The 12902-nt window shown below is 40.0% G+C and carries 11 protein-coding genes; 1 reads left to right on the forward strand and 10 read right to left on the reverse strand.

The window, feature by feature from the left end; all coding sequences use genetic code 11:
• The 9 genes from LRC_RS06485 to rpsO form a co-directional block, all read right to left on the reverse strand.
• Complete coding sequence (locus tag LRC_RS06485) at positions 1 to 687, reverse strand: response regulator transcription factor (RefSeq protein ID WP_003694283.1); 687 nt, start codon at positions 685 to 687, stop codon at positions 1 to 3.
• Between the two features lie 226 nt (positions 688 to 913).
• Entirely contained in the window at positions 914 to 2338 is a 1425-nt protein-coding gene (gene gndA / locus LRC_RS06490) for an NADP-dependent phosphogluconate dehydrogenase (protein ID WP_041820018.1), read from the reverse strand.
• Positions 2339 to 2439: 101 nt separating this feature from the next.
• Positions 2440 to 3672 (reverse strand): ATP-dependent Clp protease ATP-binding subunit ClpX, encoded by a 1233-nt coding sequence (gene clpX / locus LRC_RS06495; protein WP_014073679.1) that lies wholly within the window; start codon positions 3670 to 3672, stop codon positions 2440 to 2442.
• Between the two features lie 155 nt (positions 3673 to 3827).
• Positions 3828 to 5123, reverse strand: coding sequence for a trigger factor (gene tig / locus LRC_RS06500; protein ID WP_014073680.1), 1296 nt, complete (start codon positions 5121 to 5123; stop codon positions 3828 to 3830).
• Positions 5124 to 5286: 163 nt separating this feature from the next.
• Complete coding sequence (gene tuf, locus LRC_RS06505; RefSeq protein WP_014073681.1) at positions 5287 to 6474, reverse strand: elongation factor Tu; 1188 nt, start codon at positions 6472 to 6474, stop codon at positions 5287 to 5289.
• Between the two features lie 203 nt (positions 6475 to 6677).
• Positions 6678 to 7526 carry a hypothetical protein gene (locus LRC_RS06510; RefSeq protein WP_258414251.1) on the reverse strand — a complete coding sequence of 283 codons (849 nt, stop codon included), beginning with the start codon at positions 7524 to 7526 and terminating at the stop codon, positions 6678 to 6680.
• Between the two features lie 93 nt (positions 7527 to 7619).
• Positions 7620 to 9392 (reverse strand): ribonuclease J, encoded by a 1773-nt coding sequence (locus tag LRC_RS06515; protein WP_014073683.1) that lies wholly within the window; start codon positions 9390 to 9392, stop codon positions 7620 to 7622.
• Positions 9393 to 9409: 17 nt separating this feature from the next.
• On the reverse strand, positions 9410 to 10282 hold the full coding sequence (gene dapA / locus LRC_RS06520) for a 4-hydroxy-tetrahydrodipicolinate synthase (protein ID WP_014073684.1): 873 nt from the start codon (positions 10280 to 10282) through the stop codon (positions 9410 to 9412).
• A 313-nt stretch (positions 10283 to 10595) separates the two neighbouring features.
• On the reverse strand, positions 10596 to 10865 hold the full coding sequence (gene rpsO, locus LRC_RS06525; protein WP_041820020.1) for a 30S ribosomal protein S15: 270 nt from the start codon (positions 10863 to 10865) through the stop codon (positions 10596 to 10598).
• Positions 10866 to 11174: 309 nt separating this feature from the next.
• Between rpsO and rpsT the strand changes: the two genes are divergently transcribed.
• Positions 11175 to 11429 carry a 30S ribosomal protein S20 gene (rpsT, locus tag LRC_RS06530; RefSeq protein WP_003694299.1) on the forward strand — a complete coding sequence of 85 codons (255 nt, stop codon included), beginning with the start codon at positions 11175 to 11177 and terminating at the stop codon, positions 11427 to 11429.
• A gap of 427 nt (positions 11430 to 11856) precedes the next feature.
• Here rpsT and holA read toward each other — a convergent pair whose 3' ends face one another.
• Positions 11857 to 12864 carry a DNA polymerase III subunit delta gene (gene holA / locus LRC_RS06540; RefSeq protein ID WP_420805667.1) on the reverse strand — a complete coding sequence of 336 codons (1008 nt, stop codon included), beginning with the start codon at positions 12862 to 12864 and terminating at the stop codon, positions 11857 to 11859.
• Between the last annotated feature and the right edge of the window lie 38 nt (positions 12865 to 12902).

Below are 12902 nucleotides of genomic sequence, written 5' to 3' on the forward strand. Positions count from 1 at the left end.
TTAGGAACGCATTACATACCCGGTACCACGAACAGTTTGGATGTAGCTGTCTTCGCCTGGACGGTCGATCTTATTGCGTAGGTAACGGATATATACGTCAACAACGTTGGTTTCGATTTGAGATTCATATCCCCAAACTTTTTTCAAAAGAACGTCGCGCGCTAAAACAACATTAATGTTTTCCATCAGCGTCAACAACAATTCATATTCACGCTTAGTAAGCTCGATGATTTCGTCACCGCGACGTACGACGCGGTTTTCCTTTTCAATTGTCAAATCACGATAAGTTACGGTTGTTTGCTTTGTCGTTCCATTGTCATTTTCGAAATCAACGCGACGCAAAACGGCACGCAAACGTGCCAACAATTCTTCAATTGCAAATGGCTTAACGACATAATCATCAGCTCCGTGATCCAACCCGGAAACTCGATCGATGACAGAATCGCGCGCAGTCATCATAATAATCGGCGTGCTCTTTGATTGACGAAGACGACGGCATACTTCCAATCCGTTCAGTTCTGGGAGCATCAAGTCAAGCAAAATTGCATCCCAATCTTCATTCAATGCAGTATCCAAGCCTTCACGACCATTTTCACATACCTTTGTTTCATATCCTTCATGTTGAAGTTCAAGGCTAACGAAGTTGGACAAATTATCTTCGTCCTCAATAATCAAAATTCTGCTCATCTATTACACTCCTAAAAAAATATTTTTTGAAATAAGCATTCCATACACTCTTTTATACTTTTAAGCTAACTTATAGTATACACGTTTAGGCACCATTTAAAAAGTATTTAGTTGCGAATACCAACAATGATTAAGGTGCCCCTCTAATCATTTTATAATATTTCAACTATAAAAACAATAAAAAACGCCAACCTCCTGGGCTGACGTTGAACAATCATACGGATGATTACTCTTCATGGTACCATTCGTAATGATACATGCCTTCTTTATCAGTACGTTCATATGTGTGAGCACCAAAGTAATCGCGTTGAGCCTGAATAAGGTTGGCCGGAAGAACTTCTGAGCGATATTGATCGTAATAGGTGATTGCGCTGGTAAATCCAGGGCACGGAATGCCGGCACGGATTGCAAGCGCAGCAACATCACGAACGGCAGACTGATACTTAGCAGCAACATCCGTAAAATACGAATCAAGAAGCAAATTCTTAAGTTTAGGATTAGCAGTAAACGCATCAGTTATCTTTTGTAGGAATTGTGCACGAATAATGCAGCCTTCACGCCAAATCATAGCAAGTTCGCCATACTTCAAATTCCAGTCATAATGTTCTGAAGCAACGCGCATTTGTTCAAAACCTTGAGCGTAACTCATAATCTTACTGAAATAGAGCGCTTGACGAATCTTTTCAATCAGTTCCTTCTTTTCGTCATCCGTAATTTCAACCTTAGCAGGAGCTTTTAAAACCTTAGAAGCAGCAACGCGCTCATCTTTCAATGCTGAAATATAACGTGAGTAAACAGATTCCGTAATCAATGATTGCGGTACGCCAAGTTCAAGCGCACTTTGTGAACTCCATTTGCCCGTTCCCTTGTTTCCAGCACGATCGAGAATCATATCGACAATCGGATTATCTGTTCCTTCATCATCTTTGCGCGTCAAAATATCCGCAGTAATATCAATCAAATAGCTGTCAAGTTCACCGTCTTTCCATTCATGGAAGATGTCTGCGATTTCTTCGACGGAAAGCCCTAACAAATTGCGCAAAAGGTTATAGCTTTCAGAGATAAGCTCCATATCTCCATATTCAATTCCGTTATGAACCATCTTTACGTAGTGACCGGCACCATTAGGACCGATGTAAGATACGCAGGGTTCACCGTCTTCTGCCTTGGCAGCAATTTTCTTCAAGATTGGCTCAACAAGATCATAGGCTTCTTTTTGACCACCGGGCATAAGCGACGGACCTTCAAGAGCACCCTTTTCACCGCCTGAGACGCCCATGCCGATAAAGTTGATTCCAGAGTTGTCAAGTTCCTTATTGCGACGCACCGTGTCTTCGAAGAACGTGTTGCCGCCATCAATCAAAACATCGCCTTTTTCAAGGAACGGAAGCAATTTGGCAATTGTCGCATCCGTCGGAGCACCGGCCTTAACCATCAAAATAATCCGACGCGGCTTCTCTAAAGAGTTGACAAAATCTTCAATCGTGTAACTCGGAACAAGATTTTTGTCCGGGTGATCTGCAACAACCTTTTCTGTCTTCCAACCTGACCGATTGAAAATTGCAACCGTAAATCCGCGGCTTTCTATGTTCAAAGCCAAATTTTTGCCCATTACGGCCATACCAATAACACCAATTTGTGGTTTATCCATCTGTAGAACCCTCCTGAAAAAACTATTCGCGTTAATTTTATCAAAAAAACCGGCAAAATTAAATAAAATACATTACGAATAACTTAATTTTTAGATACCAATTACTTTTTGACGATTTCAGGCTTTCCCGTACCGTCAACAGTCTCTTTCGTAATAACAACCCTGGCGATATCCTTATCGCTCGGAACGTCAAACATAACATCGCGCATCGTTGCTTCAATGATCGAACGCAATCCGCGTGCGCCGGTATTACGTTTGATTGCCAAACGCGCAACTTCGCGCAAAGCATCGTCTTCAAAAACCAATTCACAGTCATCGAACGACAGAAGTTTAGCATATTGCTTAACCAAAGCATTTTTGGGTTCAGTCAATATTCGAACCAGATCATCTTCCGTCAATTTTTCAAGAGCGGTTATAATTGGCAAACGTCCGATAAATTCAGGAATCAAACCAAATTTAAGCAAATCTTCCGGGATAATCTGTTGCATCAAGCTCTTTGATTCATCGTAGTTCTTGCGTGCTTCAACGCCAAATCCGATTGTTTTATCGCCTAAGCGGTTCTTGACGATTTTTTCAATACCATCAAAAGCACCACCGACAATAAACAAGATGTTGGTCGTATCTATTTGTATAAATTCTTGCTGCGGATGCTTTCTGCCTCCTTGCGGAGGAACGTTCGCAATCGTTCCTTCCAAAATTTTAAGCAAAGATTGTTGAACGCCTTCACCAGAAACGTCACGCGTAATTGAAACGTTTTCGCTCTTTTTAGCAATTTTGTCAATTTCATCGATGTAGATGATTCCTCTTTGTGCACGCTCTACATCGTAATCCGCATTTTGCAAGAGCTTCAGCAAAATATTTTCAACGTCTTCGCCAACGTAACCTGCTTCAGTCAACGTCGTAGCATCAGCGATTGCAAAAGGAACGTTCAGCAATTTCGCCAAACTTTGCGCAAGATACGTCTTGCCGGACCCGGTTGGTCCAATCAGGCAGATATTGCTTTTTTGAAGTTCCGTATCTTCGTTCTCATCTTCAAGCATTGCGTTGATGCGCTTGTAATGATTGTAAACCGCAACCGCCAATGTCTTCTTGGCCTCGTTTTGACCAATGACGTACTGATTTAAAGTTTTTACGATTTCCTTTGGCGTCAAAACATCAGTCAATTCGCGCTGTGCAGAAACCTTGTTTTCTTCACTGATGATTGACTGTGCCAACTCAACGCATTCGTTGCAGATGTAAACTCCCGGTCCGGAAATCATGCTTTTGACCTGGTGTTCGCTTTTACCGCAAAACGAGCAGATTGCTGATTCACTTTGATCTGTATTGTCGTACATTTATTATCACCTTAGTAGTTTATTTACTCCATTTTATCAGAGATTGAGAATAAACGCTAATAGTTGGCTCAATTTTGATTGAAGCAACCAAAAAAATACGGCAATTGCAGACAAATTACCGCAATCACCGTATTCTCAATTCTGATTAACAGAAATTAATCCCTTTCGACTTGCTTTGCAGAATCTGTGATTTCATCAACAACTTTTCTGATTGAAATGTCATGGTTGAGCATATCATCTGACAATGCAGAACGAACTGCCTTTTCATCCATGCCGTATTGAGCAGCCAATTTTTTGATTTCTTTGTCAATTTCTTCTTCAGTGGCCGTTACGCCTTCAGCAGCAACGATTGCTTCAAGAACAAGATTGGTCTTGACACGCTTTTCAGCGCCTTCTTCAAACTGCTTATGAAGATCTTCTTCCGTTGTGCCAGTGAGCTTATAATACATGTCAGCACTGATGCCTTGTTGTTGCATGCCTCCGAGATATTGTTCCATTTGACGATGAACGTCTTCATCAATCATGACTGCTGGAATTTCACCGATCTTTGCATTTTCAACAGCCTTTTCGATTGCTTCGTCTTGAACTTTTTCGTGAGCAGCTTCTTTTTTGTTGTTTTCGAGTTCTTCACGAACTTTAGCTTTAAGTTCAACTAAAGTTTCAACTTCTTCATCAACGTCCTTTGCAAAATCATCGTCAAGTTCAGGCAATTCCTTAGCCTTAACTTCATGAATCTTTGTAGCAAAAACAGCTTCCTTGCCTTGAAGATCCTTTGCTTGATAGTCTTCAGGGAACGTTACCTTGACATCGACGTCTTCGTCAGCTTTATGACCTACCAACTGATCTTCGAAACCTGGAATGAACGTGTTTGAGCCAAGTTCAAGAGAATAGTTTTCGCTCTTGCCGCCTTCAAAAGGAACGCCATCAATCGTACCGTTAAAACCAATAACGACCGTATCACCTTTTTCTGCAGGAGCATCTTCTTTCAAGACAAGTTCGGCTTGTTGTTCACGCATACGATTCAATTCAGCGTCAACGTCTTCATCCGTAACTTCTGTTGATTGTGCAGCCACTTCAAGGCCTTTGTATTCACCAAGTTCTACTTCTGGTTCAACAGTAACTTTAGCAGTCAAAACCCATGCAGAATCTTTTTCCATTGATTCAACATCGATTTCAGGTTGATCAACAGGCTTGATGTCAGATTCCTTGACAGCATTCGTATATGCTTCAGGAAGAACAGCATTCAAAGCATCTTGATACAATGATTCTTCACCAAACATTTTATTGAAGATTTGACGAGGAACCTTTCCTTTGCGGAAGCCTGGAACATTCAAAGATTTTTTAACGCGATTGAATGCAACGTCCAAACCTTCCTTGATTTTTGCAGGTTCGATTTCAAAGGTCAACTTACCGTTGTTTGTACCCTCTTCTTTTTCCCATTTTACAGACATTATTTTCCCTCCGAGTAAAATAGTTTCTACAATTCTGTTATTGTAATTGCATACTCAACTAGTTTAACCTAGAAATGCCGATTTGTAAATGTTTATAACTCTAAAAATCCAAAAAAAGAAGCCGAGTCTAACCTCAGCTTCTCTCTTAACATTCGATTGAATATTAATCTTCGATTTCGGAAACAACGCCGGCACCGACAGTACGGCCACCTTCACGAACAGTGAACTTAAGACCTTTTTCGATAGCAACTGGTGCAATCAATTCAACTGTAAATGTAACGTTATCACCAGGCATAACCATTTCTACGCCTTCTGGCAATTCGATAACACCCGTAACGTCAGTTGTGTGGAAGTAGAATTGTGGACGGTAGTTTGAGAAGAAGGCTGTATGACGGCCACCTTCTTCTTTTGTAAGAACGTAAACTTCGCCCTTGAACTTCTTGTGTGTTTGAATTGAACCTGGCTTTGCAAGAACTTGACCACGTTCAACTTGTGAACGGTCAACACCACGGAGCAATGCACCGATGTTGTCACCAGCTTCACCAAGATCAAGAGTCTTACGGAACATTTCAACACCCGTAACAGTCGTCTTGATAACGTCTTCCTTCAAGCCGACGATTTCAACTTCATCGCCAACCTTAACCGTACCACGATCGATACGACCAGAAGCAACCGTACCACGACCAGTAATCGTAAATACGTCTTCGACAGGCATCAAGAATGGCTTGTCTGTAGGACGTTCTGGTGTTGGGATATATTCGTCAACGATATCCATCAATTCAAGAATCTTCTTCTTAGCATCTTCGTCGCCTTCCAATGCCTTCAAAGCAGAACCACGAACAACAGGAATGTCATCGCCAGGGAAATCGTATTCGCTCAAGAGATCACGAACTTCCATTTCAACAAGGTCAAGCAATTCTTCGTCGTCAACCAAATCACACTTGTTCAAGAATACAACGATGTATTCAACGCCAACCTGACGAGCCAACAAGATGTGTTCACGTGTTTGTGGCATAGGGCCATCAGTTGCGGCAACAACCAAGATAGCACCATCCATTTGTGCAGCACCAGTAATCATGTTCTTAACGTAGTCAGCGTGACCTGGAGCATCGATGTGCGCATAGTGACGCTTTTCTGTTTCGTATTCAACGTGTGCTGTGTTGATTGTGATACCACGTTCACGTTCTTCTGGAGCAGCATCGATTGAAGCGTAATCTTCAGCCTTAGCCAAACCTTTTTCAGCCAAAACAGTCGTAATAGCTGCTGTCAAAGTTGTTTTCCCATGGTCAACGTGTCCGATTGTACCAATGTTTACATGGGGTTTTGTTCTTTCGTAATGTTCTTTAGCCATTAATAGAACCTCCTGTTAATTTGCAAAGATAATCCGCATGACGCCGATAATCCTTTAAGTATTATTATACTACTTTCAACAAAGAATTCAAAGTATTAATTTCACTTTGAACCTCCTTCGTTGAAAACCTTGAATTATTATATATTCAAGAACACTTTTTGTAAATACCAAACGCAAAATTTGTGTTCATTTTAAACAAATTCTTATTTTTCCAGGACTTTAAGCTGTTTTTCAAACCATTCGGAACGTTTTGAAACACGTTTACCGATAAATTCAGAATATAAAACTTCACCGCTCGTTTCATTAAATTCTTGCATTTGCGGCCAGATCATCATCAGTTTGATCTTTATTTCATCAAGATACCTTGCTTTTAAATCAAAGGGAATCGTCAAATCTTCTTCAAGTCTTTTTTTCATGCTCATGTAAAGAACGCTTTCATCAATTTCACATAATTTGCTTGGGATGACATCGCAAACCTCGTTTGACAATGGACAGAAACACTGGATCTTTTCAGAATACCCAAGTTTTTTTAGTTCGCTTAAAATGCTTCCGCATATCATCGGATGCAAATATTCATCAGAGCAGGCTCTCTTGGCGGATTTGACATAAGAATTTTCATCCAAACAGCATGCCTCTTTAACCGCATCAGATTGCTCATGAAAATCCAAAGATCCGCAATGCGCAAATCTCTTGTTGACTTTTTGGAAGTTTTTTTCATTCCCTTCAAGAAACTTTTCAAATGCTTCGGAAATCTCTTGTGAAAAATATTTTTGTTCTGGTTCTTTCATATAAGGTTCCAGCTGTTTTTTCAGCTGCAGTGCCTGAATCATCCCACCGGAAAGAATCTTTTCGCTTAGATATTGGCTAAATTTACAATTATCTCTGATATAGCTTTCTAAATATTCCTCAGCTGTTTCAACTGCACGTTCATGTTCATTTAAATTTTTGAAAGAAATGAACAATAAATAATTTATCCGAAAATTTTTTTCGCCGTATTCAACATAAAGTTTTGACAATTCTTCAGCAGCTTTAAAATAGTCTTTATTAGCCAAAGACTTTTCCGCACTCTTATACAGCAATCCTTTTTCCAAATAACGTACCTCTCTTAAAAAAATGGAACCGAAGTTTTCTCCGGCCCCACTAAATCACTTACTGCTCTTTTTCTTATTTTTCTTTTCCGTTCGAGCAGCCTTTGTCTGTTTCTTTTCGCTCTTGGAGTTTGCTTTTTTCTTTTTGCCTTGTCTTCCACCGCGACGTGCGTTGATCTCCATAATTACCGGCAAAATAACCGGATGGCGCTTTGTTTGTTCGTAAAGGAAATGATTTAGCTGATCGCGAACGTCCTGTTTCAAGTGACTCCAGTCATATTCCTTGTTGTCAAGATTTTGCTGAACGACATTTGCAACAAGTTCTGAACTTTCGGCCATCAAATCCCGACTCGTCTTAACATAAACAAAGCCGCGCGTTGCAATCTTTGGAACATCGACAATCTTGTTCTTTTTGCGATCAATCGTTACAACAGCAATAAAAATCCCGTCCTCTGAAAGAATTTTGCGATCTCGAAGAACAATATTTCCGATATCACCGATTCCGCTTCCGTCAATCATCGTATTTCCGGACTCAACAGATGACGCAACTATCATTTTGTCATTTTCAAATTCAGCAACGTCGCCTTTATTGAGCAAGAAAATGTGGTCATTGTCAATTCCGATGGCACTTGCGCAATCAGCATTTGCGGACATCAAACGATACTCGCCCTGAACCGGGAAAACATATTCAGGCTCAAGCAGATTCATCATCAACTCAAGATCGTTTTTGCTTGCATGGCCTGACGAATTGAATTCATCAGAGATTGCCTTGACCGTACCGCCAGCACGATAAATCATGTCGCGCGTCTTTGCAACCGTTGTTTCAACCGCATGTGACGGCGTAGTCGTGATGAACACGAGGTCTCCTTCGTGAATGTTGACCGCACGGTGTCTTCCTAAAGCCATCTTCTGCAATGACTTAAGTGGCTCTCCTGATCGACCAGTCTCTAAAATAACAACTTCATCATCATTATATTTTTTAATATCCTTGAGCGGAACCAATAAATCGTCGCTTGGCAAATGCAGCTTATTGAGTCTCATTGCCGTTTTGACGATTTTTTCCGCATCATGCCCGGTTAAAACAACCTTACGATCGTTTGCATTCGCTGCTTCAAAAATTTGTTGCACGCGCAAAATGTTTGAGGCAACGCACGCAACGATAATCCGTCCCTTGTGATATTCGAAGGTTTCACTGATAAAATCGAAAATAACGTGCTCGTCAACTGTTTCTTTGGGATTTTCCGCATTCGCCGAATCGCTGAGAAGCGCCAAAACACCTTCATGACCGATTTCAGCCAAACGTCCCAAATCAGTCTTATATCCGACTGCAGCAGTTTGATCAAATTTAAAGTCACCCGTGTAAACAATGTTGCCTTTGCGAGTCTTGACAACAATCCCGAAACTTTCGGGAACAGAGTGTGTCGTTTTAAAAAATGATACAGTTGCGCTTTCAAAATCAATCTCCGTTTTTTCGTCAACAATGTGAAAATCATCAAAATCTTTTGCCGCATCTTCATTTGCGCACGCAATCTTGGCAAGTTCGATCGTAAGTTCCGAACCAAAGACCGGAACGTCGAATTCACTCACAAAATAAGGTAAAGCACCAATCGCATCTGCATGACCATGAGTTAAAAAGACTCCAACGATTCTTCTCGCATTTTGTCTGAGATACTCAAAATCAGGAATTACGGTATCAATTCCGAGCAATTCATTTTCAGGATATTTCAAACCGCAGTCTAAAATATAAATATTGTCATCAACTTCAACGACATACATGTTCTTCGCATTTTCTCTAACGCCGCCAAGTGCGATGATCTTAATGTCACTCATTTTTCCACCTCGATTTTTCAAATTCCCAACTGATTGAATAAAACTGATGCCTGAGCATCATCAAGCGCAAGAATCGGCAGACGGCATCCGCCGACTTCGATTCCGACATGATTCAAAGCAGCTTTTACTGGTGACGGAGACGGATGAGAAAACAAAGCCTTCATCTTTGGCGTAAGATCTCTCATCAACTCGCCGGCAAGTTCGTTGTCACCCTTTGAGTTTGCGGCATACATTTGACTAATTTCTTTTCCGAATAAATGACTTGCAACGGAAATAACGCCTTGTGCGCCAACGTTTCTGGCAGCCAAGGCATCAGCATCTTCGCCAGTAAATGCCAAGAAATCATCCGGAGTATTTGCAACGATTTCTGCCATATTGACGATTCCGGTACAATCTTTGATGCCAATGATATTTTGATGCTTTGAAAGCTCAGCAATCGTTTTAACTTCCATCGTCACGCCCGTGCGTCCGGGAATGTTGTACATGACAATCGGCAAATCAACGTTATCGGCAACAGCAGTAAAATGAGCAATCATTCCGGCCTGATCAGGTTTGTTATAGTAAGGAACGACAACGAGCGCTGCATCAACCCCATCGATTTTAGCAACCTTGTTCGTATACTCAATTGTTGTTTTCGTATTGTTCGAACCCGTTCCCGCCACAACCGGAACACGTCCCGCGACATATTCAACCGTCTTTTCAATCAATTCTATTTTTTCTTCTTCGGTCAGAGTCGGGCCTTCTCCCGTCGTTCCCGATACCAAGATCCCGTCCGTTCCAGTTGAAAGCAAATGGTCAATCAATCTTTTCAATAATTCATAATCAACGTTTCCGTCCTTGTCGAACGGTGTTACCATTGCAGTCATAATGTGGCTATTTTTTAAATCCATAGCTTATCTACCTTTCATCAGTTCTGTATTTGGCAAAAAACCAAGCTGTTTCTTTTTTTATGCAATCCGAACGTCATTCACGTTCGTCCCACATTTAAAAAAATAATGCATCTGCTAAAACCTAGTTATCGAACCTTAATTATAACACATGCTCGCTTTTTTTGCTCGTTCCAACCTGAAATTATGCTTGATTTCAAATATCTTTTCGCTTATGTCCTTTTTCTAATCAGCAAATTGTTATTCACACCGGCAATAACATTTTTTATTAAACAACTAAAAAAAGAGATCGGACATTCCGATCTCTTTTGGCAAATTAACGACGCAAGCCCAAGCTCTTGATTAATTCGCGATAACGTTGGATATCTGTTCTACGCAAGTATGCAAGCAAGTTACGACGATGACCGATCTTTTTCATCAAGCCGCGTTGTGAAGCATAATCCTTCTTGTGTGAACGAATATGATCATTAAGTTCGTTGATGTCTGCCGTCAAAACAGCAATTTGAACTTCTGCAGAACCAGTGTCGCCTTCATGACGAGCATACTTCTTCATAATTTCGTTTTTCTTTTCATTTGAAATAGCCAATGTATTTCCCACCTTTCAAAAATGTTGCCTTGAACCGAGTAAGACGTCGGTGGCCGTCGCCAAACCAGGATCAAGGTCCGTACTCTAACGTACAGTGAATAATATACTAGATATCTTTTTCAATTGCAAGAAAAATTTATTTTCACCTGAAAACACCATTGTTTCATCGTATTTTGATAGCTGTCAAGGAAATTTTCTTGACAACATTTCATTTTATTATTGCATTGTTGAATTTGCTCTTGTATAATGAAATATGTTGAAAAATTATATGATATCCGTTACGGATCATTTTAGTGGAGGTGAAAGTAGATGCCAATTATCAAATCCGCAATTGAACGTGTTAAAACAAACGAAAAAGCAAACGCTCGCAACTCTTCACAATTGAGCAAGATGCGTACAGCAATTAAGAAATTTGAAAAAGCTAAGACTGTTGGTGCTGACAACGTTGAAGCACTTTACCGCGAAGCAGTTTCTGCCGTTGACAAGGCTCAATCAAAAGGCTTGATTAAGGCTAACAAGGCTGCTCGTGACAAGTCACGCATGGCTGCTCGTTTGGCTAAATAAGCTTATTATTGAGAAGACCGGGGTTCCGGTCTTTTTTGTATTTCCAAAAATTATTAAAAAGCCTTGCTTAATCAATTAAAAGCAGTGGAAAAAAAAGCTCGTTTTCCTCTTGAATTAACCAAAACACCGAACAATGTCGGTCGATTCATACTGACTTTGTCCGGAATTTTCTTAATTTTAATAAGCAAGACTTTTTCAAAATGCATCACCTGATCAATCTTACGCCAATAATTTATTGCTGACAACGTTCTCTTCTGGACGTTTTGATACATGGAAAGCTCGATTTTTTGATTATTCCCATCATAGCAAAAGATCGTTATTAATATAATAAAACCGGATTATAAATGCAATTGCAAATAATCCGGCTTTTTTAATTTGAAGCATAGTTTTTTCCAGTCTTTTCACAATTGTATCCGATTTATTTTTATCAAGCTGCATGCTGGCAAAATTGGAGCATGAAAAGCTGAAACAACAATTCAGAATCTTGATCCGTCGACTTAAGGCGTTTTTCAACCTTTACCAAACCAAGGTATGCATTTTTTAAATCTTCCTGTTGAAATCTTTGGACGGTTCTCAAAGCCAATTTGACACGATAAGGATGGATTTTTAAAGAAGTTGTAATACTTCCTTGAGAGAAACCATGCCTTTTTAATATGGAAACTTGCAAAAGCAGTCTGAACTGCCCAATTAAAATCGCATTGATCGCAATCGGTTCTTCTTTTGAAAGCAGCAAATCGTGATACATCTCAATCGACTTTTGAGTATTCCTACTCAAAACAAGCGAAACCAAGTCGAAAACATTTTGCTCCAGACTCCTTGAAATCATTCGATCTGCTTCAGCTTCTGAGATAACTTGTTCATCCTTGCAAAGAAGAATCAGCTTATCAAGCTCGTTCATTGCCAATGATATCTCTGCATTAGTACGTTCCATCAAAGTATCAAAAGCTTTTGGCTCAATTGACAAACCATTTTTCTTAAGACGTTGATTGATTATTTGGCGTACTTGTATTTCCTTCAATGGTTGATTTTCAACCACATCTGCGACTTTTTTCAATGTTTTGACGACTTTTTTGCGTTCATCAAGTTTTTCATAAGGAGCAATAAACACAAGAGTCGTTGTTTCAAGCGGATATTCCAAATACTTCAATAATCCGTCAATATCATGCTCAACTTTGTTCTTCTTTTTTTCTCCGGTTAAAAAATACGGATTATTGACGATGACGATTCTTCGATCTCCAAAAAAGGGCACCGACATCGCATCGTTCAATGCAGATGCCAGGGGGGTTTCTTCCATATCGTAAATGCTTGAATTAAATTCTTTTTCCTGAGGAGAAAGTTTTCCAAGCAAAGCATTCTTAATCTCCTCTGAACAGTATCTTTCTTTGCCTAAAATAAGGTAGATTGAACCTATCTTATCATTTTTAATTTGATTCATAACTTCTGCAACTGTTGACAATTTATCACTTCCTTTAT

The sequence above is a fragment of the Ligilactobacillus ruminis ATCC 27782 genome (genome assembly GCF_000224985.1).
In the GTDB taxonomy this organism is placed as follows: Bacteria; Bacillota; Bacilli; order Lactobacillales; family Lactobacillaceae; genus Ligilactobacillus; species Ligilactobacillus ruminis.